At 64.7% G+C, this 21,037-nt stretch carries 20 protein-coding genes; 5 read left to right on the top strand and 15 right to left on the bottom strand.

Going from position 1 to position 21,037, the window contains the following annotated elements; translation table 11 throughout:
* Window positions 1-111: 111 nt before the first annotated feature.
* From C7G42_RS27470 to C7G42_RS27460, 3 genes are all read right to left on the bottom strand, one after another.
* Window positions 112-2,010 carry a potassium transporter Kup gene (locus tag C7G42_RS27470; protein WP_199581179.1) on the bottom strand — a complete coding sequence of 633 codons (1,899 nt, stop codon included), beginning with the start codon at window positions 2,008-2,010 and terminating at the stop codon, window positions 112-114.
* 173 nt (window positions 2,011-2,183) lie between these two features.
* Window positions 2,184-3,011, bottom strand: coding sequence for an OmpA/MotB family protein (locus C7G42_RS27465; protein WP_094896445.1), 828 nt, complete (start codon window positions 3,009-3,011; stop codon window positions 2,184-2,186).
* Window positions 3,012-3,034: 23 nt separating this feature from the next.
* Window positions 3,035-3,808: a motility protein A gene (locus tag C7G42_RS27460; RefSeq protein ID WP_106952054.1), complete on the bottom strand. Its 774-nt coding sequence runs from the start codon at window positions 3,806-3,808 to the stop codon at window positions 3,035-3,037.
* A gap of 298 nt (window positions 3,809-4,106) precedes the next feature.
* On the opposite strand from C7G42_RS27460, the gene C7G42_RS27455 reads away from it, so the two are divergent.
* Window positions 4,107-4,400 (top strand): hypothetical protein, encoded by a 294-nt coding sequence (locus C7G42_RS27455; RefSeq protein WP_106952279.1) that lies wholly within the window; start codon window positions 4,107-4,109, stop codon window positions 4,398-4,400.
* Between the two features lie 2 nt (window positions 4,401-4,402).
* On the opposite strand, the gene C7G42_RS27450 is transcribed toward C7G42_RS27455, so the two are convergent.
* From C7G42_RS27450 to C7G42_RS27435, 4 genes are all read right to left on the bottom strand, one after another.
* Window positions 4,403-5,122, bottom strand: coding sequence for an RraA family protein (locus tag C7G42_RS27450; RefSeq protein WP_162308497.1), 720 nt, complete (start codon window positions 5,120-5,122; stop codon window positions 4,403-4,405).
* A gap of 120 nt (window positions 5,123-5,242) precedes the next feature.
* Window positions 5,243-6,130: a CDP-diacylglycerol--serine O-phosphatidyltransferase gene (gene pssA / locus C7G42_RS27445; protein WP_106952053.1), complete on the bottom strand. Its 888-nt coding sequence runs from the start codon at window positions 6,128-6,130 to the stop codon at window positions 5,243-5,245.
* Window positions 6,131-6,210: 80 nt separating this feature from the next.
* Window positions 6,211-6,933 (bottom strand): phosphatidylserine decarboxylase, encoded by a 723-nt coding sequence (locus C7G42_RS27440; RefSeq protein WP_283809866.1) that lies wholly within the window; start codon window positions 6,931-6,933, stop codon window positions 6,211-6,213.
* 54 nt (window positions 6,934-6,987) lie between these two features.
* Complete coding sequence (locus tag C7G42_RS27435) at window positions 6,988-8,943, bottom strand: ABCB family ABC transporter ATP-binding protein/permease (protein WP_106952278.1); 1,956 nt, start codon at window positions 8,941-8,943, stop codon at window positions 6,988-6,990.
* A gap of 201 nt (window positions 8,944-9,144) precedes the next feature.
* Between C7G42_RS27435 and C7G42_RS27430 the strand changes: the two genes are divergently transcribed.
* Window positions 9,145-9,750: an LOG family protein gene (locus C7G42_RS27430; protein WP_199581178.1), complete on the top strand. Its 606-nt coding sequence runs from the start codon at window positions 9,145-9,147 to the stop codon at window positions 9,748-9,750.
* 4 nt (window positions 9,751-9,754) lie between these two features.
* Here C7G42_RS27430 and C7G42_RS27425 read toward each other — a convergent pair whose 3' ends face one another.
* The 4 genes from C7G42_RS27425 to cysS all read right to left on the bottom strand — a co-directional run bounded on the left by C7G42_RS27425 (window position 9,755) and on the right by cysS (window position 13,851).
* The gene (locus C7G42_RS27425) at window positions 9,755-10,132 is read right to left on the bottom strand and encodes a VOC family protein (RefSeq protein WP_106952050.1); all 378 of its coding nucleotides are present in this window, start codon (window positions 10,130-10,132) and stop codon (window positions 9,755-9,757) included.
* Between the two features lie 134 nt (window positions 10,133-10,266).
* A complete protein-coding gene (gene cimA, locus C7G42_RS27420) occupies window positions 10,267-11,865 on the bottom strand; it encodes a citramalate synthase (RefSeq protein ID WP_106952049.1) in 1,599 nt (532 codons plus the stop codon).
* Window positions 11,862-12,353, bottom strand: a complete 492-nt coding sequence (locus C7G42_RS27415; RefSeq protein WP_199581177.1) for a GNAT family N-acetyltransferase — start codon at window positions 12,351-12,353, stop codon at window positions 11,862-11,864. The genes cimA and C7G42_RS27415 overlap by 4 nt, the downstream gene beginning before the upstream one ends.
* A 115-nt stretch (window positions 12,354-12,468) precedes the next feature.
* Window positions 12,469-13,851, bottom strand: coding sequence for a cysteine--tRNA ligase (cysS, locus tag C7G42_RS27410; RefSeq protein WP_106952047.1), 1,383 nt, complete (start codon window positions 13,849-13,851; stop codon window positions 12,469-12,471).
* Between the two features lie 278 nt (window positions 13,852-14,129).
* Here cysS and C7G42_RS27405 point away from each other — a divergent pair, with 278 nt between their 5' ends.
* Together C7G42_RS27405 and C7G42_RS27400 are read left to right on the top strand one after the other, a co-directional pair.
* Window positions 14,130-14,423: a hypothetical protein gene (locus tag C7G42_RS27405; protein ID WP_106952046.1), complete on the top strand. Its 294-nt coding sequence runs from the start codon at window positions 14,130-14,132 to the stop codon at window positions 14,421-14,423.
* A gap of 143 nt (window positions 14,424-14,566) precedes the next feature.
* Entirely contained in the window at window positions 14,567-15,748 is a 1,182-nt protein-coding gene (locus C7G42_RS27400) for a DUF2865 domain-containing protein (protein ID WP_106952045.1), read from the top strand.
* A 171-nt stretch (window positions 15,749-15,919) separates the two neighbouring features.
* Here C7G42_RS27400 and C7G42_RS27395 read toward each other — a convergent pair whose 3' ends face one another.
* From C7G42_RS27395 to C7G42_RS27385, 3 genes are read right to left on the bottom strand one after another with little or no spacing between them, the layout of a single operon-like run.
* Window positions 15,920-17,677 carry an NAD+ synthase gene (locus tag C7G42_RS27395; protein ID WP_106952044.1) on the bottom strand — a complete coding sequence of 586 codons (1,758 nt, stop codon included), beginning with the start codon at window positions 17,675-17,677 and terminating at the stop codon, window positions 15,920-15,922.
* A 16-nt stretch (window positions 17,678-17,693) separates the two neighbouring features.
* The gene (locus C7G42_RS27390; protein WP_094974787.1) at window positions 17,694-18,047 is read right to left on the bottom strand and encodes a diacylglycerol kinase; all 354 of its coding nucleotides are present in this window, start codon (window positions 18,045-18,047) and stop codon (window positions 17,694-17,696) included.
* Between the two features lie 4 nt (window positions 18,048-18,051).
* Window positions 18,052-19,440: a class II 3-deoxy-7-phosphoheptulonate synthase gene (locus C7G42_RS27385; protein WP_106952043.1), complete on the bottom strand. Its 1,389-nt coding sequence runs from the start codon at window positions 19,438-19,440 to the stop codon at window positions 18,052-18,054.
* 179 nt (window positions 19,441-19,619) lie between these two features.
* On the opposite strand from C7G42_RS27385, the gene C7G42_RS27380 reads away from it, so the two are divergent.
* Window positions 19,620-20,516, top strand: coding sequence for an alpha/beta hydrolase family protein (locus tag C7G42_RS27380; RefSeq protein ID WP_106952042.1), 897 nt, complete (start codon window positions 19,620-19,622; stop codon window positions 20,514-20,516).
* A 291-nt stretch (window positions 20,517-20,807) separates the two neighbouring features.
* Here the strand turns inward: C7G42_RS27380 and C7G42_RS35630 are convergent.
* On the bottom strand, window positions 20,808-21,037 hold a 230-nt coding region (locus C7G42_RS35630; RefSeq protein WP_210205719.1), incomplete at its 5' end, for a hypothetical protein.

The following is a 21,037-nucleotide window of genomic DNA, read 5'->3' as shown; positions in this document are numbered from 1 at the left end:
CACTGCACAACGGCGGAAGAGCGCGCGGCTTATAGTCCTGCGCTGCTGGCATAGCCTAGCCCGATTTTGGGCACTTGCCATGCAATTTCCGCATGGATGCGCCAGTCCCGCTCAGATAGTGACCTGAGTTCCGACTTCAACCACGCGCCCGGTGGGAATCTGGAAATAGTCGGTGGCATCGTTGGCCGACCGGCTGAGCGCGATGAACAGATGGTCCTGCCACAACGGCATGCCCGACTGCGCCGACGCCTTCAACGACCTCCGCGACACGAAGAACGACGTGGACATGATGTCGAACTGCCAGCCCTGCTTGCGCGCGATCGCGAGCGCCTTGGGCACGTTCGGCTGCTCCATGAAGCCGAAGCGCAGGCGGACCTTGGAGAACTTGTCGCTGATCTTCTCCATGCGGAACCGCTCCGCCAGGTCGACGCGCGGCGTCTGCGCCGTCTCGATGGTCAGGATCACGTTGTGCTCGTGCAGCACCTTATTGTGCTTGAGATTGTGCAGCAGCGCGGTCGGCACGAACGAAGGATCACTGGTGAGGAATACTGCCGTGCCCTTGACGACGTGAGGCGGCCGCTTCTCCAGGCTGCGGATCAGATCGTCCAGCGGCACCTCGATCCGGCGCGTCTTCTGGATCAGGATTCCGGTGCCGCGCCGCCAGGTCCAGATCGTCCCGGCCATGACGACGCCAAACAGCAATGGGACCCAGGCTCCTTCGAGCAGCTTGAGCAGATTGGCGCTGAAGAAAGTCATGTCGACGATGACGAAGGGCATGATGACGGCGGCCGCTGTCGCGGCGCGCCAGTTCCACAACTTCCAGATCACGACGAAGCCCATGATGCCGTCGGCGACCATGGTGGTGGAGACCGCGATGCCGTAGGCGGACGCCAGATTGCTGGAGGTGTGGAACAACAGCACCAGCAGCATCACGCCAATCAGCAGCAGCCGGTTCACGCGCGGCAGATAGATCTGGCCGGCATGAGTTTCGGAGGTATAGCGCACCTCGAAGCGCGGCAAGAGGCCGAGCTGCACCGCCTGGTAGACCAGCGAATAAGCGCCGGTGATCACCGCCTGGCTCGCGATCACGGTCGCCGCGGTCGCAAGTCCGACCAGCGGCAGCACCAGATACTCGGGCACCATGCGGTAGAAGGAATGCTCGATCGCACTGGGATCGGAGAGCACCAGCGCGCCCTGCCCGAAATAGTTGATCAGCAGCGAGGGCAGCACGAAGAACATCCAGGCCGACTGGATCGGCTTGCGGCCGAAATGGCCGAGATCGGCGTAGAGCGCCTCGCCGCCGGTGACCGCCAGAAAGACGGCACCGAGCGTGACGAGGCCGATCGTGCCGTGCGACAGCAGGAATTCCAGCGCGTAATAGGGGTTGATCGCGGCCAGCACCGACGGATCGTCGGCGATATGGACGGCGCCCATCACCGCCAGGCAGGTGAACCAGATCACCATCACCGGTCCGAACGCCGAGGCCACCAGCGCCGTCCCCTTGCTCTGGACCGCGAACAGCAGCACCAAAATGAAGACGGTGAGCGGCACGACATAGTGCTCGAACGCCGGCGTGGCGAGCTTGAGACCTTCGACCGCCGACAGCACCGAGATTGCCGGCGTGATCATGGAATCGCCGATGAACATGGAGGCGCCGACCACGCCGAGCGCGAGCAGGAACCAGCTTCGCCGCCCGAGCGCGCGCTGACCAAGCGCCATCAGCGAGAGCGTGCCGCCCTCACCGTTGTTGTCGGCGCGCAGCAGCAATAGGACGTATTTGGCGGTGACGACGATAAAGAGCGCCCACAGGATCAGCGAGAGCACGCCGAGCACGATGACCCGGGAGACCGGCTCGCCATGGGCTGCGCCTCTGACGGCCTCATGGAATGCGTAAAGCGGCGAGGTGCCGATATCGCCAAAGACGACGCCAATGCTCCCGAGAGTAAGGGACCAAAAGCCCGAGGTGACCGGCCCGTCCTGGGTCTCGGCCTGTGTGATGCTCGCCGTCATGGAGGTGGAAAACGCTTCTTCCCTGGAATTGATCCGGCGCCTTTCGACGCTTCCGGCGCGCCTGTCAATCGGCCCACCACCATAGCAGGCGCCGAGCCGGATGCTGTGACGTCGCGGCCACGTTCGTCGCTAGCGTGACGACATGCCTCAGGTAAAATGGTAGCGCAAGAGGCCTAGGGCTTCAGATTCGGCGGCAGCGGCGGATCTTCGCGCATCAAGGTGATGGTCACCCGCCGGTTGGCCGCGAGCGAGGGATCGTCGGGAAACAGCGGCTGGGTATCCGCCTTGCCGGAGACGGCGAAGATGTGCGACGGCGGCAGGCCCTCGCGTTCGAGGATCTGGCGCACGGCGTTGGCGCGGTCGGCCGACAGATCGAAGGCGCCATAGTCGCTGCGGTTCGGCACGAAGCCAGCCGCGGTGTGGCCGGCGATGGAGACGCGCAGCGGCGTGGCCTTGAGCGGGATCGCGAGTTTCTCGACCAGCCGGCGGGTGCGATCATAGGGCACTTTGGAGCCGTCAGCGAACATCGAACGGCCGTCCTGGTCGACGATCTCCAGGTTGAGGCCCTGCTTGGTCTCCTCGAACATGATGTGCTTGGAAATCTCGGTCAGTTCCGGCATGTCCTGTAGCGCCTGCCTCAGCGAGGCGGCGGCCAGCGCGAAATTTCGGTCGACCTTCATCCTCGCGCCCGAGGTCTTGTCGTGATCCTCCTGGTCCGGCGTCGGCGTGTTCGACGACTCTTCTGGCTGGATGTGGTCGACGTTCTTCAGCCGCGCGCGGGTCGGCAGGCCGTCGGATTCGATGATGCCGGCGTAACGGGCTTCGCTCTGGACGCCGAAGGCTTCGCGCATGGAGCCTGCAACGATCTTCAGTTTATTGGCGTCCTGGGTTGAAAACGCGACCAGCATCACGAAAAACGCCAGCAGCAAGGCCATCAGATCGGCGAACGTCACGAACCAGCCATGGCCGCCGTGTGCTTCTTCGCGCTTCTTCTTTGCCATCGGTCAGACCCCGGCGTAAGTCGTCACGCCGGAACCGGCTCGCCTTCGGCATGGCGATGCTTCTCAGGCAAATAGGCCAGAAGCATCTCGCGCACCAAGGTCGGGCTCTTGGAATCGCGGATCATCAGAATGCCGTCGATGATCAGCGTACGATTGGTTTCTTCGTCGATCAGCTTCGTGTGCAGCTTGTCGGCGATCGGCAGACAAAGCAGGTTCGCGACCAGCGCACCATAGAGCGTAGCCAGCAGCGCGGTCGCCATGAAGGGGCCGAGCTTCGAGGGATCCGACATGTTCGAGAACATCTGCACCATGCCGATCAGCGTTCCGATCATGCCGAACGCGGGCGCGCAGTCGCCGATCGCGCGGTAGATCTTGCTGCCTTCGTTGAGATGCAACAGGAAATTGTCGCGATCGCGCTCCAGATTGTCTCTGATGAAATCGAGGTCGTAACCGTCGGCGACGTAGCGGATGCCCTTGGCGAGGAACGGCTCGTCGGTCTCGACCTTTTCCAGTCCCACCGGTCCCTGCTTGCGGGCAATCTCGGCGATGCGGGCAAGCTCGTCCACCAGGTCATGCGCCGACAGCCGGCTCATCGTGAAGGCAAACTTCATTCCGAGCGGCAGGCCGTGCATCAGCACCGACAGCGGGAAACGGATCATGGTCGCGGCGCCGGAGCCACCGAAGATGATGATCATCGCATGTTCACTGATGAACATGTGCAGATCGCCGCCCATCAGCACCATGGCCACAATAACGGCTAATCCGCCCGCAAGTCCGGCGCCTGTCATAATGTCCATGGCATACTCCAACGCGTACGCAACAACGGCCGTCCTGGCCGCTGGCGCGGCCCAACCCCGAACCGCATCAGGAACCCTAGAGCGCCGCCCTTAAAGCCGCGTAAAGGTTAAGTTCGGACAGCGTGGTAGCCGCGCTTGCGAGCCACGAATTGCCGCCCGGCGATAGGAATTTCAACCGTTCGCTAACCATACCGGCCGCAACAGGGCGCGCTGCGGCTGCGGCCCTGCGCCACATCGAAGCCGTGGTTCGTTTGCTGTCATGTAGCAGCGCGACATGCCCATGGCGGGAGCCATCGCAATGTTGACGCTGTTCAGTCTTCTCACCGCGGTGCCGGCGGTGCTGGCGCTTCACCTGCTCGAGCCGGAACTCGTCCTGCCGGCATTCAGCGCGTTGCTCTTCGTCGAAGCAGCGTTCGCCGTGATTGCAGCACGATTGATTCACAGCACCCACAGCGCAGACGACATCACGCTGTGGGATCTCGCAGGCGGCTTCACCTTGATCGGATGCGCCGCCGCGATGCTCGGTGAGCCCGATCAGGCCGCACTGTTTCTGACCGAACAGGGCGGCCCTCGGCAGGCATCATCGCCGTAAGCTCAGTGAATCTCCGCCGAGCGCTTCAGCGCCGCCTTCAGCTTCTCCAGCGAGAAATCGGGACTGCGGGCGATCTCCAGGATCGGCGTCTCGCGGCGGCCGCAGAGTTCGGCGGCCTCCGGCAGCTTGGCAGCGATGTCGAGCGGGATCACGATGGCGCCATGCTGATCGGCGTGGATCAGATCGTCGGACTTCACGGTCATGCCGGCGACGCGCACCTCGCCGCCGAAGCTTTCCGCATGCACCCAGGCATGCGAGGGGCCGATCGAGCCCGCCAGCGCCTGGAAGCCAGGGGCCCATTGCGGGATGTCCCGGATCGAGCCGTCGGTGATGACGCCGAGACAACCGAGCGCCTTGTGCACGTTGCTCTGCACCTCGCCCCAGAACGCGCCGTAGCCGACATCGGGGCCGTCGATGTCCTGGATCACCGAGATGCGCGGTCCATGGCCGGTGCCGACATATTCGTAATATTCGATGCGGCGCTTCGACTGCTCTTCGGCGGGCAGCGAGGATTTCAGCACCGAGCGGATCGCAACCGTGCGGGCATAGCCGACGATTGGCGGCAGGTCGGGAAACGGGCAGACCAGTTGCTTGGTGGTGTAGCCGATCAGCCGGCGCTCGGGCGCCACGATCTCCATGGCGTTGCAGATCGTCGGCGTGTCGTAGCGGCCCAGCGCTTCGAGGACGGAAGCGGGCAGCGGCCCGGTCGCTTTTTCGGTCACGGCGTTCTCTCCCAGATTGGCGGCTGATTGACGCGATGCCGCCGTCACAGGGCGATATAGCCGAGATCAGGTCTCAACCCAACTCGGGGGGCCTCATGGCAGATATCCGCGTGCCGCCGTTCAGTGCAGCCGTCCGGGACGGTCGTCGTCGTCGTCGTTGGGAGGCTCCGACAAATTCGCCAGCGTCGGTGCCGATGGCGGCGAGGTGACCTCGCTTCCCGAGGGCCCGGTCGCCTCCATCGCGCGCGCCTGGTCGCGATAGGATTTGTAGCCGAGCGGCAAAGCGAGAAGATACAGTACCGTGCCGATCGACAGCACGTGCCAGGGATAGGCGATCAGCAGCGCGATGAAGACGATCACCGCGACGAATGCCGGCAACACCAGTTCGGGCGGCACGCGCATGCGCTTGGTCTTGCCGGAGAACACCGGCAGGCGAGATACCATCAGGAAGGCGATCAGCAGCGTATAGGCTGCCGTCATCACGGCGGGCCAGCGGCCGAGATCGAGGAACGCGACATAGATCGGCAGCAGCACGGTGATCGCGCCGGCCGGCGCCGGCACGCCGGTGAAGAAATTGGCAGCGAAGGCCGGCTTGTTCGGATCATCCATGGTGGCATTGAAGCGCGCAAGGCGCAGGCCGCCGGAAATCGCGAACACCATGGCGGCGATCCAGCCGGCATTGCCGAGCTCGTGCAGCTGCCAGAAATACAGCATCAGCGCGGGGGCGACGCCGAAATTGACGAAATCGGCAAGGCTGTCGAGCTCGGCGCCGAACTTGGACTGCCCCTTGATCATGCGCGCGATGCGGCCGTCGATACCGTCGAGGGCGGCCGCGAACACGATGGCGTAGACGGCGAGCGACATCCGCCCCTCGATCGACAGGCGGATCGAGGTCAGGCCTGCGCAGATCGCCAGCAGCGTGATGACGTTGGGCACCAGCATCCGCACCGGAATCGGGCGGAACCGCCGGCGGCGCACATCGGGGTCTTTGAAGTCATAGGGCGTCATCGCGGGTCCTCACCTCGAGGCGAGATATAGCAAGCCGCGTCTCCCTCCGCCATTGGGGCGGGAGGCCCCCACAGGCCTGGTTAATTGGCGCGGAAGGCGCGGCTGGGGTCGTCTCCGGCAAGATCGGCCAGGATCGTCTCGCCGGCGATCGCGGTCTGCCCTTCCGAGACCAGCGCTTTGGTCCCCACAGGCAGATAGACATCGAGCCGGGAGCCGAAGCGGATCAGACCGAAGCGCTCCCCGGCGCCGATCGCCTGGCCCTCCCTGACGAAGCAGACGATGCGCTTGGCGACGAGCCCTGCGATCTGCACCACGCCGATCCGCGCCGTCGGCGTCGAGATCACCAGCGAGTTGCGCTCATTGTCCTCGCTGGCCTTGTCGAGCTCGGCATTGATGAAAAGGCCGGGCCGGTAAGCGATGCGGTCCACCCGGCCCGCGACCGGAGCGCGGTTCACGTGGCAGTTAAACACGCTCATGAACACCGAGATTCGCGGCAGCGGCCGGTCGCCGAGCCCGAGCTCGGCCGGCGGCAACGCCATGGTGATCATCGAGACGCGGCCGTCGGCCGGCGACACCACCAGCCCATCGCGCACCGGCGTCACACGGACGGGGTCGCGGAAGAACAGCGCGCACCACACCGTCAGGATCGTGCCGATCCACCCCAGAGGCGACCACAGCCAGAACAGGACAAGGCTTGCCAGCGCAAAGCCGCCGATGAAGGGATAGCCCTCCTTGTGGATCGGCGGGATCTGACGCTGGATCGAATCGAGAATGGACATTGCTATTTGCCGCTCGGGGTTAATGGCGCGGGTCGTCGCGCGGGCCTGTTTAGGCCAGAGTTGGGACCGGAGACAAGGTCACACCGCTGCCGCAGGCGCCGTCAGGGCGTCGTCGACCGGCGGCGGCTCCCGGTTGGGCGCCTCGCTGGCGTCGGCCATCTTGGCCAGTTTCTCGCGGGCAGCCTCCGCCTCACGCTGCCTGTTCCACATGCTGGCATAGAGACCGCCATGCGCGAGCAGCTGGGCGTGGGTCCCCCGCTCGGCAATGCGGCCCTGGTCCAGCACGATGATCTCATCGGCCCCGACGATGGTCGAAAGCCGGTGCGCGATCACCAGCGAGGTGCGGTTCTTCGCCACGCGGTCGAGCGCGCCCTGGATCTCGTGCTCGGTATGGGTATCGAGCGCCGAAGTCGCCTCGTCCAGCACCAGGATCGGCGGCGCCTTCAAGACGGTGCGCGCGATCGCGACGCGCTGCTTCTCGCCGCCCGACAGTTTCAGCCCGCGCTCGCCGACCTGGGTCTCGTAGCCCTTCGGTGCCATGCGGATGAAACGATCGATCTGCGCCAGCTGCGCCGCCTCCTCGACCTCGGCATCGCTGGCGTCCCAGCGACCGTAGCGGATGTTGTAGCGGATGGTGTCGTTGAACAGCACGGTGTCCTGGGGCACCATGCCGATCGAGGCGCGCAAGCTGGACTGCGTGACCTCGCGAATGTCCTGGCCGTCGATCAGGATCCTGCCGCCGGAGATGTCGTAGAGACGGAACAGGAGCCGCGAGATGGTCGATTTGCCCGCACCCGACGGGCCGACGATAGCGACCGTCTTGCCGGCCGGCACCTCGAAGCTGATACCTTTCAGGATCGGCCGCGCCGGCTCGTAGGCAAAGCGCACGTCCTCGAAGCGCACATTGCCGGCGGAGACCACCAGCGGCTTCGCATCGGGCACGTCCTTGATTTCGGCTTCGCGGCCGAGGACGTTGAACATCTTCTCGATGTCGATGATCGCCTGCTTGATCTCGCGATAGACCATGCCCATGAAATTCAGCGGCTGGTAGAGCTGGATCATCATCGCGTTGACCAGCACGAAATCGCCGACCGTGTTGGTGCCGTTGCGCACCCCGATCGCGCACATCAGCATGGTCGCGGTCAGACCCAGCGTGAAGATCACGGCCTGTCCGGTGTTGAGGACGGCGAGCGACGTGTAGGCTTGGATGCTCGACTCCTCGTAGCGCGCGACCGACTTGTCATAGCGCTGCGCCTCGCGCGCCTCGGCGCTGAAATATTTGACGGTTTCGTAGTTGAGCAACGAGTCGATCGCCTTGGTGTTCGCCTCGGTGTCGGAATCGTTCATCTTGCGGCGGATGCCGATCCGCCACTCCGTCGCGACATAGGTGTAGTACATGTACACCGTCACCGTGATCAGGGTTGCGACCACGTAGCGCCAGTCGAACTGCCACAGCAACACCGCGAGCAGCAACGAGACCTCGACGATGGTCGGGATCAGTTGCAGGATCACCATGCGCACGATGACCTCGATGCCCTCGCGGCCGCGCTCGAGCACGCGCGTCAGGCCGCCGGTCTTGCGCTCGAGGTGGAAGCGCAGCGAGAGCTCGTGCATGTGAATGAAGGTGATGGTCGCGAGCTTGCGCACCGCATGCATGGCCACGCGGGCAAAGATCCCGTCGCGCCATTGCGTCAGCACCGCCATCACAATCCGCATCACGCCGTAGCTCGCGGTGAGCAGCAGCGGCGAGGCGATCACCCAGAGGTGCCAATTGTCCGCCTGCACCGGCGCCGTGTTGGCGCCGGTCAGAGCATCGGTCGCCCATTTGAAGCTGAAGGGAACCGTGAGCGTGATCAGCTTGGCGGCGAGCAGCAGCACCATCGACCAGACCACGCGCATCTTCAGGTCGAAGCGATCGCCCGGCCAGATATAGGGCCACAGATGCGCCAGCGTGCCCATCAGCGTCGCGCGTTCCAGCGGTCCGCCGGCCGGCTCGGGCGCCTCGGAGCCATGGGGCGAATGGGGAGGATTCATCAAAACAGCCTGAAAGCCCACCGAATGCGGGCCGCGTTGCGATTCACGATTTTCGCTCGTCATATAGAAGCTTCCGAGGGCGAACGCACCCCGCCAGATGGCGTATCTTCATTGTTTGTCGCCATTTACCGATAAATTCCCGGGAGTATCGAATCACCGATTGGGCTTGACGCCTCTTCGCTGCAATGCATCATGGCACCAATGAGCACGATCAAAACCGTCTGCGTCTATTGCGGCTCCGGCCCCGGAACCAATCCCAACTTCATCGAAGCGGCGAAGGCGCTTGGCAAATCGCTGGCGGACAACAAAATCCGCCTCGTCTATGGCGGCGGCTCGCTCGGCCTGATGGGGGCGGTCGCAACCTCGGTGCTGGATCACGGCGGCACTGTCACAGGCATCATCCCTGACTTCCTCCGGATGCGCGAGAACGCGCTGACCCGCGTGCAGGAGATGGTCGTCACGCCAGACATGCACGAGCGCAAGCGGCTGATGTTCGAGCGCTCCGACGCCTTCGTGGCCTTGCCCGGCGGGCTCGGCACGCTCGAAGAGCTGGTCGAGCAGCTGACCTGGCAGCAACTCGGCCGTCACGCCAAGCCGGTGCTACTCGCCAATGTCGACGGCTTCTGGGAGCCACTGTTCTCTCTGGTGTCCCATATGCGGCAAACCCAGTTCATTCGCGCCGGTCTTTCCGTCGATATCCTGAAGGCGGACAAGGTCGAGGAGATCGTCCCGCGGCTCCGCGCCGCGGCTGCGCAGATTCCCGACAGCCAGCGCGATCTCGCGCCGGAAGTCGCGCGCAAGCTGTAGCGCCCTACTCTGCCGGAAACGTCACCGCCTCGATCCGGTTACCGTCGGGGTCGGCGACGAACGCCGCGTAGTAGCGCACGCGATCGTGCGGACGGATGCCGGGCGCACCGTCCGAGGCGCCGCCGGCGGACAGCGCTGCGGCGTGAAAAGCATCGACCTCGCTTGTCGTCTTCGCCCGCAGGCAGATATGAACGCCGCTTTCGGGGGCTACGGGCGGCATGGCTTCGCGCAGATTGATCCAGAATTCCGGATAGGCCTTGCCGAAACCGACCGTGCGCGGCCGCGTGACGAGGCGCGAAAGGCCGAGGGCGGCGAGCGTGGCTTCGTAGAATTTTGCGGAGCGTTCGAGATCGCTGACGCCGACGGAGATGTGGTCGATCATTGGCGGCGCTCCCCCTCTCCTCCTCGTCATTACGAGGAGCCCTTGCGACGAAGCAATCCAGACTGTTCCCGCGGAGGGATTCTGGATTGCTTCGCTACGCTCGCAATGACGGCGTTTGTGGCGCCGCCATGGCCTTACGCCGGCGCGCCAGACTTCACGAGCTTGTAGATCACCGAATCCATCAGCGCCTGGAACGAGGCGTCGATGATGTTGGGGGAAACGCCGACCGTGGTCCAGCTGTCGCCGTTCTCGTCCTCGCTCTCGATCAGGACGCGTGTGACCGCGCCGGTGCCGCCGTTGAGGATACGCACGCGGTAGTCGATCAGCGTCAAGCCCTCGATGTATTTCTGGTACTTGCCGAGATCCTTGCGCATGGCAAGGTCAAGCGCGTTGACGGGACCGTTGCCTTCGGCGGCCGAGATCAGATGCTCGCCGGCGACGTCGACCTTCACCACGGCCAAAGCGACGGTGACACGTTCGCCATGCGAATTGTAGCGCTGCTCGACATTGACGTCGAACTGCTCGACCTCGAAATAATGCGGCACCTTGCCGAGCGTGCGGCGCGCCAGCAGCTCGAACGAGGCGTTGGCGGATTCATAGGCGTAACCGGCCGCCTCGCGCTCCTTCAACTCCTCGACGAGGCGCGTCAGCTTCGGATCGCTCTTCTCGTAGGGAATGCCGGCACGGTCGAGTTCGGCGATGACGTTGGACCGTCCGGCCTGGTCCGAGACCAGGACCTTGCGGTGGTTGCCGACCGTCTCCGGCAGCACGTGCTCGTAGGTCTGCGGGTCCTTCAGCACCGCGGATGCATGAATGCCGGTCTTGGTGACGAAGGCGCTCTCGCCGACGTAAGGAGCATGCCGGTTCGGCACGCGGTTGAGCATGTCGTCGAGCGTGCGCGAAACCTTGACCAGGGTCGCCAGCTTCTCGGAGGTGACGCCGATCTCGAAAGCGTCGGCGAAGTCCTTTTTCAGTTTCAGCGTCGGGATCAGCGAGCACAGATTGGCGTTGCCGCAGCGCTCGCCGAGACCGTTCAGCGTGCCCTGGATCTGCCGCGCGCCGGCGCGCACCGCGGCGAGCGAATTGGCCACCGCCTGCTCGGTGTCGTTATGGGCGTGGATGCCGACGTGATCGCCGGGGATGTGCTTCGTCACCTCGGTGACGATGGCCTCGATCTCATCAGGCATGGTGCCGCCATTGGTGTCGCACAGCACCACCCAGCGCGCGCCGGCCTCATAGGCGGCTTTGGCGCAAGCGAGCGCAAAGCTCGAATCTTCCTTGTAGCCGTCGAAGAAATGCTCGCAGTCGAGCATGACCTCGCGACCGGCAGCCTTCGCCGCCGCAACGCTGTCGCGGATGGAGGCGAGATTTTCCTCCTTGGTCGTCTCCAGCGCGACGCGCACCTGATAGGCGGATGCCTTCGCCACGAAGCAGATCGCGTCGGCCTTCGCTTCCAGCAGCCCGGCCACGCCGGGATCGTTCGAGACCGAGCGGCCCGCGCGTCGCGTCATGCCGAACGCCGTGAAGCGCGCATGGGCGAGCTTGGGCTTGCTGCCGAAAAATTCGGTGTCGGTCGGATTGGCGCCGGGATAGCCGCCCTCGACATAGTCGATGCCGAGATCATCGAGCATCGCGGCGATGACCTGCTTGTCGGTCAGCGTGAAATCGACACCGTTGGTCTGCGCGCCGTCGCGCAGCGTGGTGTCGAACAGATAGAGACGCTCCTTGCTCATTGCGGCGCTCCGAGCGTCTTCTTCATCGTGGTGTTGGCGAGCCACTCGTCTCCAACGGTGATGGTATTGCGCTGCATGGCGACGTAGCCGCGCTTGGCGAAAAATCCTTGCGCTGTGTCGCTGGCATCGACTGAGAGGCTGGTCGCGCCGCGGCCGCCGGCGAGCTTCTCCAGCGCGTCGACCAGCATGGTCGCGATACCCTGCCCGACGACAGCCGGATGCACATAGAGCATGTGGATGTGATCGGCGCCGCGCAACGAGGCGAAGCCGACAGGCGAGCCTTCCATCGTCGCGATCAACGTCAGATCGGCCGCGAGCCGCTTGCCGAACTCTTCGTCTTCTGCCGCCTCCATCCAGGCCTGCTGCTGCGCCTCGTTATAGTCGTCACCGGTCAGCCCCTCGATGCTGGCCGCGAAGATCGCCGCGAGCACCGGCACGTCATCGGGCAGGAACGGCCGCAGGCCGGGCTTTGGCAAAGTCTGTCCCATCGTCCTCACCACATCCCGTAGAGTTTAAGCGCCAGCGCCACGGCGCCCGCGAGCAGCGCGATCTTCAGCGCGATGTAATAGATCCAGTGCCGCGGGAAAGGCGTGTCGGGCCGCTTCATCGCGAAAACTCCCAAGTGGTGCCGTCCTTGGAGTCCTTGATCGCAACGCCCATTGCAGCGAGCAGATCGCGTATGCGGTCGGATTCCTTGAAGTCCTTGCGGCTACGCGCCGCCGTCCGCTCCGCGATCAGGCCCTCGACCTCCTTGGCGTCGACGCCACTGGCCTGCTGCTTGCGGCCTTCCCATTGCGCGGCACTCTCGGACAGGAATCCGAGCAGGCGCAACGAGCCCGCCAGAGCGCCTACGTCACCTCCACGCAGGCCATGCATCGCTGCAATCGCAAGCGGCGTGTTGAGATCGTCGAGCACTGGCTCGACCACCGACGCAGCCGGCTCGCCGGGCGCAACGTCGGCCGCGACACGATACCAGTCGTCAAGCGTCTTGGCGCTCTCCTCCAGCGACTTCATGGTCCAGTCGATCGGCGAGCGGTAGTGCGTCTTGAGCATGTTCAGCCGCAGCACCTCACCCGGCCAATCCTTGAGCAGCTCGTGAATGGTGATGAAGTTGCCGAGCGACTTCGACATCTTCTCGCCTTCGACCTGCAGGAAACCGTTGTGCATCCAATAATTCGCCATACGCTCCCGATGGAAGGCGCAGCAGGTCTGCGCGACCTCGTTTTCGTGATGCGGAAACACGAGATCGATGCCGCCGCCATGGATGTCGAAATGCTCGCCGAGGTGCTTCCAGGCCATCGCCGAGCACTCGACGTGCCAGCCTGGGCGCCCCTCAACCGCGATTCCGGCAGGCGACGGCCATGACGGCTCGCCGGGCTTGGACGGCTTCCACAGCACGAAATCGGTGGCATCGCGCTTGTAGGGCGCGACATCGACGCGGGCACCGGCGATCATTTCGTCGAGCGAACGCTTCGACAGCGCACCATAGCGCGGCAGCGTCGAATTGGCAGCGTTCATCGCCTGCGGCGAGAACAGCACGTGATCCTCGGCGACATAGGCAAAGCCGCCCTTGACCAGCCGCTCGATGATCTCGCGCATCTCGCCGATGTGCTCGGTCGCGCGCGGCTCGACGCTCGGCCGCAAGCAGCCCAGCGCATCGACATCGGCGTGAAACTGCTCGCCGGTCTGCTCGGTGACCTTGCGGATCGCCTCGTTGAGCGGCAGGCCCGGAAAATCGCGCGCGGCGCGGTCGTTGATCTTGTCGTCGACGTCGGTGATGTTGCGGACATATTTGACGTGCGCCTCACCGTAGAGGTGGCGCAGCAGCCGAAACAGCACGTCGAACACGATCACCGGCCGCGCATTGCCGATATGGGCGAAGTCGTAGACGGTCGGTCCGCAGACATACATGCGGACGTTCTTGGGATCGAGCGGCACGAAGGTGCGCTTTTCCCGGCTCAGCGTATCGTAGAGGCGCAATTCCATATGGATACCCGTCGGCTGTTGGCCGGGCGTCCAGGTCTCTCAACGTGTTTGAGAAAAGACGGCTCCAGCCAGCGAATCGCTAGCTCGTAATCTCGCAAATGGTGCAAATGGCGAGGAGACCGTTCATGCGGAACATATGGGCTATGAGGCGGCCCCGCGTCAAGGGAGCCGCGCGAACGCCATTTACCCGGACGATGGATCCCGATAGTTCATATCCTTAACTATTTGAGTCCATTTTGAAACCTGATTGTTCCACCTTTTTGTCTCTCGGTATTTTCATGCGATCCTTGCTCGCGCTCATTTTCAGCGCCTCGATCCTCGCCGCATCCGGCGCCTGCGCCGAGACCCGCGTCTTCATCATCGCCAACGGCTACGGCGACCAGTGCCTGGCCAAGGGTGACAAATGCGGCGCCTCCGTCGCCCGGACCTATTGCCAGTCACGAGATTTTGCCCAGGCATCAAGCTACCGCCGGGTCGATCCCGACGAAATTACCGGCTCTGTCCCCAAATCCGGCACAAATTGCTCCCATGGCCATTGCGACGAATATGTCGCAATCACCTGCCAGCGCTAATTTACGCGGAGCTGGCGCAACTTAGGCCGGTCCCTTGGCCCCCCGAAACGACGTGACGATGCCGCAGGAAGCGGCTATGGGAGGGCGCGCTTCGGCCCTTCCAAGTCACGTGGAACGTCACATCGGGCCGTGACCTCGCTAGAATGGCGGATATGCCTGAATTCCTATCCCTCTCCCGTGCCCGCTTCGTCCTTGCCTGCACCGTGCTCTTGAGCACGGCCGTGCTCGTCACCGGCGCTTTCGCGCAGGCCGGCCCGCCCGGACCGCCGCCGCAGCCCGGTCAGAACGGACTTGGACCCAATCCGATGTGCGTGCGGCTGGAAGGCCAGCTCGCGGCGCTCGACCGCGGCGGCGGTGGCGACCCCGCACGTGAGGAGCAGATCCGCCGTTACCAGGACTCCCAGGCCAAGCAGCAGGCCGAGCTCGACCGCGTCACCATGCAGGCCAAGCGCATGGGCTGCGATTCCTCCGGCTTCTTCTCGCTGTTCAACGGCCAATCGGCCCAATGTGGCCCGGTCAACACCCAGATCCAGCAGATGCGCGCCAATCTGGACCAGATCACCGGCAATCTCGAACGCCTGCGCGGCGGCGGTGGCGGCGGCTACAGCCCGGAGCGCGACAGTCAGCGCCGGTCGGTACTAGTGGCGCTGGCGCAAAACAATTGCGGCCCGCAATACGCCAACGCCGCGCAAGGCCAAGGCGGCGGCAACTTCCTCAGCAATCTGTTCGGCGGCAACAACGCGGGCAATCCGCAAGGCGTGCCGCCCTCCGATCTCGGGCCGCAATCCGGCACTTTCCGCACCGTGTGCGTGCGCACCTGCGACGGCGCCTATTTCCCGGTCTCGTTTGCCACGGTGCCGGCGCGCTTCCCCGACGACGAGAAGACCTGCAAGGCGCTGTGCCCGGCCGCGGAAGCCGTGCTCTACACCCATCGCAATCCCGGCGAGGACATGAACTCGGCGGTCTCGATCAGCGGCCAGCCCTACACGGCGCTGCCGACCGCTTTCAAATTCCGCAGCGAGTTCAACCCGTCCTGCTCCTGCAAGGCGGCCGGCCAGACCTGGGCGGACGCGCTGAAATCCGCCGACGACAAGACGGCGGCCGAGCAGCAGGGCGACATCATCGTCACCGAGGAAAGCGCCAAGAAAATGCAGCAGCAGCGGCTCAACAAGGGCACGCCTGCGAACGCCAAAAAGGGCGCAGCTCCCGCGCCGACGACGGCGGCTGCACCGGCTGCGACGCCGGATACCGGCGCGGCTGCGAGCTCCGAGAACAAGCCGATCCGCTCGGTCGGCCCGACATTCCTGCCGCAGCAGCAGAAATAGCGTAAGGCGCCTGCTCCAATCTCAACTGTCATGCCACGCGAAGGCGGGACATCCAGTACTCCGCGGCAGATGGCGTATCCGACAATGCCCGCCGCGGAGTACTGGATCATCCGCTTTCGCGGATGATGACTGTGGAATGCGGCGACGGCGTCCGCCCAACAAACCGTGCCCTCACCCCTCGAATGCGTCGATCGACGCCTTGCTGCCGCGCGAGACCAGCGTCTCGTCCGGCGCGGGCTGCTTCTCGCCCTTGTCGCGAAAGCGGTTGGTGATCGGATAGCGGCGGTCGCGGCCGAAATTTCTCGGCGTCACTTTCACGCCGGGCGCGGCCTGGCGCCGCTTGTATTCGGCGACGTTGAGCAGATGGTCGATCCGGGTGACGGTCTCGCGATCGAAACCGGCGGCGATGATGTGATCGAGCGGCTCTTCGCGCTCGATCAGACGCTTCAGGATCGCGTCGAGCACGTCGTAAGGCGGCAGCGAGTCCTCATCGCGCTGGTTCTCGCGCAATTCCGCAGACGGCGGCCGCGTGATGATGTCGGGCGGGATCACCTCGCCTGCAGGCCCAAGCGCGCCGTCGGGCTTCCAGCCGTTGCGCAGGGCCGCCAGCCGAAACACCTGTGACTTGTAGATGTCCTTGATCGGGTTGAAGCCGCCGTTCATGTCGCCATAGAGCGTGGCGTAGCCCACGGACATTTCCGACTTGTTGCCGGTCGTCACCACCATCAGCCCGGTTTTGTTGGAGATCGCCATCAAGAGCGTGCCACGGCTGCGGGCCTGGAGATTTTCCTCGGTGACGTCAGGCGGCAGGTTCTTGAAGAGGCCCGAGAGGATGGTCTCGAAGCCGGTCACGGCCTCCGCGATCGGCAGCACCTCATAGCGAATGCCGAGATGGCCGGCGAGCTCGCCCGCATCGGCGATCGAGTGTGCCGCGGTGTAGCGATACGGCAGCATCACGCCATGCACCTGGTCGGCGCCGAGCGCATCCACCGCGATCGCCGCGCACAGCGCGGAGTCGATGCCGCCGGAAATGCCGAGCAGCACGCCGGGAAACCCGTTCTTGACGACGTAGTCGCGCAGGCCCAGCACGCAGGCGGCATAGTCGGCCTTGTCGCCCTCGGGTTGCTCCGCGATCGGTCCCGCGCAACGCCAGTCGTCGCCGTTTCGCGTGAAGCGCAGCGTGACGATGCTATCTTCGAAGGACGGCAGTTGCGCTGCGAGCGAGAGATCGCCGTTGAGCGCGAAGGAGGCGCCGTCGAATACCAGTTCGTCCTGACCGCCGATTTGGTTGAGATAGACCAGCGGCAGCCCGCTCTCGGTGACGCGGGCGACCGCGACCGACAGGCGCACATCATTCTTGTCGCGGGAGTAAGGCGAACCGTTCGGCACCAGGATGATCTCGGCGCCGGTCTCGGCCAGCGTCTCGACCACGTTCTCGTAATCCTCGGATTCTTCGAGCCAGATGTCTTCGCAGATGGGGACGCCGATGCGCACGCCGCGGACCGTCACGGGGCCCGCCGCGGGGCCGCGCGAAAACAGCCGCTTCTCGTCGAACACGCCGTAGTTCGGCAGATTGCATTTGAAGCGAAGTGCGGCGATGCGCCCGCCGTCGAGCAGCGCGCAGGCATTGTAGAGCTTGCCGTCCTCGGCCCAGGGCGTGCCGATCAGCATGGCGGGCCCGCCATCGGCGGTCTCGCGCGCCAGTGCCTCGATCGCGGCGCGGCAGGCCGCCTGGAAGGCCGGCTTCTGCACCAGGTCTTCCGGCGGATAGCCGGCGATGAACAATTCCGGAAACAGCACGAGATCGGCCCCGTCGGCGATGGCGCGCGCGCGCGCATCGCGCGCCTTGGCGGCGTTGCCCTCGATGTCGCCCATGGTCGGATTGAGCTGGGCGAGCGTGACCGCGAATGCTTTGAGACGTTCGGTCATGGCCGCGGCGCTCCGATCAGATAAATCCCAGTCGCTCGATGATGGCGATGATCCAGAACGCGCCGGCCATCAGCAGCGCGACGCCGACCGCCGCCGAGCCCATGTCCTTGACCCGGCCGATCTGCTTGTCGTGATCCATCGTCAGCCGGTCGGCGAGCTTCTCGATCGCGGTGTTGAGCAGTTCGACGGTCAGCACGAACGCAACCGAACAGACCAGCTCGACCGCGCGCATCGCGGTCGCACCGACCAGCCAGGCCAGCGGCAGCGACAGCAGGAGCGCAAAAATCTCCTCGCGGACGGCCTGCTCCGATCGGAACGCAAAGGCCAGACCGTTACGGGAATTGATCGTGGCCTTCCAGATCCGCAGCAAGACCCTAGAGCCCCGCTGCGGCCGGCATCGGCGTGGCCTTGCCCGCGCGTTCCTGCTTGAGCAGCTCGGCAATCAGGAAAGCCATGTCGATGGATTGCTCGGCATTGAGGCGGGGATCGCAGACCGTGTGATAGCGGTCGTTGAGGTGCTCGTCCGTGATCGCGCGAGCGCCGCCGATACACTCGGTAACGTCCTGCCCGGTCATCTCCAGATGCACGCCGCCGGCATGGGTGCCTTCGGCGGCATGGATCGTGAAGAACGACTTCACCTCCGACAGGATGCGGTCGAACGGACGCGTCTTGTAGCCCGAGGTCGATGTGATGGTGTTGCCGTGCATGGGGTCGCAGGACCAGACCACCACCTTGCCCTCGCGCTTCACGGCGCGGATCATGTTCGGCAGGTGCTCGCCGACCTTGTCCGAGCCGAAGCGGCCGATCAGCGTCAGCCGGCCCGGCTCGTTGTCTGGGTTGAGCACGTCGATCAGCTTCAGGAGTTCGTCGGGCTTGAGCGACGGGCCGCATTTCAGCCCAATCGGGTTCTTGATGCCGCGGAAATACTCGATATGGCCGTGATCGAGCTGGCGGGTGCGGTCGCCGATCCAGATCATGTGGCCCGAGGTCGCGTACCAGTCGCCGGTGGTGGAATCGACGCGGGTCATGGCCTGCTCGTAGCCGAGCAGCAGCGCCTCGTGACTGGTGTAGAAATCGGTGGCGCGCAGCTCGGGATGGGCCTCGAGATCGAGGCCGCAGGCGCGCATGAAGTTGAGCGCGTCCGAGATGCGGTCGGCCAGCTCCTTGTAGCGGCGGGACTGCGGACTATCCTTGAGGAAGCCGAGCATCCACTGATGCACGCTGCCGAGATTGGCGTAACCGCCGGTGGCGAAGGCGCGCAGCAGGTTCAGCGTCGCGGCCGACTGGCGATAGGCCATCAGCTGGCGCTGCGGATCGGGAATGCGCGCTTCCTTGGTGAAGGCGATGTCGTTGACGATGTCGCCGCGATAGCTCGGCAGCTCGACGCCATTGATCTTCTCGGTCGGCGAGGACCGCGGCTTGGCGAACTGGCCGGCAACGCGCCCCACCTTCACCACCGGCACGGCGCCGGCATAGGTCAGCACCACCGCCATCTGCAGCAGCACGCGGAAGAAATCGCGGATGTTGTTGGCGCCGTGCTCGGCGAAGCTCTCGGCGCAGTCGCCGCCCTGCAGCAGGAAAGCCTCGCCGGCCGCAACGCGCCCCAGCGCCTTCTTCAGGTTGCGCGCCTCGCCCGCAAACACCAGCGGCGGAAAGGTCGCAAGCTGCGCCTCGACGTCGGCCAGGGCCTTGGCGTCGGGATAATCGGGCACCTGTAGCACCGGCTTGCTGCGCCAGGACTCGGGCGTCCACCGCTCGGACATCGCAATCTCTCCGTGAAGCAAAAAGCACAACCTGATCTAGGGGTTGCGAGGGCCGCCTTATACACAGGCTGGCACGACATCGCCAGACGTAAATCCGCCTTGAACGGCAAACCCTTGCGGGGAAAGCCAAATTCGCATTTGCTGGGCGGGCGAGGCAACTGGCAGGATACCTTGCGCCCATGGACGCGGCACCGGACGACGTTTTCATCGACGAGATCAATTTCCCGGCGACCGACGGGTATGCCCTGACCGGCACCCTGTTCCTGCCGCGCGGCACAAAGCGCCATGCCGTGCTGATCAACTCCGCGACCGCGGTGCCGCGAAAAATTTATCGCGGCTTTGCCTCCTATCTCGCCCATCGGGGCTGCGCGGTGCTCACCTACGACTATCGCGGCATCGGCGATAGCCGGCGCCCCGCGATGGTCGGCTACAACCAGCCGAAATCGCTGGTCGGCTTCAAGGCCTCGATGTCGGACTGGGCCGCGCTCGACGTCACCGCCGCGGTCAGCTGGATGCGCGAGCGGTACAACACGCTGCCGCTTGCCTATGTCGGCCATTCCTTCGGCGGCCAGGCGCTGGGGCTGATCGCCAACAACAGCGAAATCTCGCGTGCCGCCTTCGTGGCCTCGCAGGCCGCGACCTGGCGGCTGATGACCTCGCCGGAGAAATACCGCGTCTTCGCCTTCATGAACCTCATCGGCGTACCGCTCGCCCATACGCTCGGCTATGCGCCGGGCTGGGCCGGCGTCGGCGAGGATTTGCCCAAGGACGTCTTCCTGCAATGGGCCGAGTGGGTCTCGAGCCCGCGCTACCTCTTCGATTCCAAACTGCCGGCGCTGGAGAATTTTGCAAAGTTCAAGGGCGAGCTGCGGGCGCTGTGCTTCTCAGACGATCCCTGGGCGACGCGGCCGGCGGTCGAGCTGCTCGCGAGCGGCTTCACCGCGATCAAGCCCGAGGTGCTCGACGTCAAGCCGTCCGACGTCGGCGCCAGGGCAATCGGCCATTTCGGCTTCTTCCGCCCCGAGCACCGCGACACGCTGTGGCGCGGCGTCGCCGAATGGGTCCAGGGGGAGTGAGACACAGCTTCGCGCGCGGCGCATTCAGTCCGGGCTTCCGGAACGCCTTCGCGGAGACAGTCTGGATTGCTTGTGGCAAGTGCTCTCGCTAAGGGGAGGCATGGCGATCGTGGGTCTCTCTCGTGTCCCGGACGCGCTGCAGCGTCCTTGCGCTGCTGCGCAGAGCGGGGACCCAGCAAGCCAGGGCCTGTTGATGCATGGGCCCCGGCTCTGCAGCGCATCGTCGAAGGGACGCTGCGCTGCGTCCGGGGCACGAGAGCGTGGTTTTCGCGCACACTGCATCCAACGTCGTCATTGCGAGCGCAGCGAAGCAATCCAGAATCCCTCCGCGGAAAGACTCTGGATTGCTTCGCTGCGCTCGCAATGACGTGGTGATGGGCTCGCTCCTTCAATCCGCATCTCGCTCCGCAGACACAGATTTGCATCCTCGCGGCGGATTTCGCCCGAGCTTTGCTTGATCTCTTCACCCTCTTGAATGGAGAGGGCGCAGGGAAGACCGGGTGCCGGCCGGGCACCCACGG

Origin of the sequence: Bradyrhizobium sp. MOS003 (genome assembly GCF_003020125.1) — a bacterium.
In the GTDB taxonomy this organism is placed as follows: Bacteria; Pseudomonadota; Alphaproteobacteria; order Rhizobiales; family Xanthobacteraceae; genus Bradyrhizobium.
The sequence above is the reverse complement of the archived record's forward strand: the minus strand, read 5'-3'. Positions and strand labels throughout refer to the sequence as shown.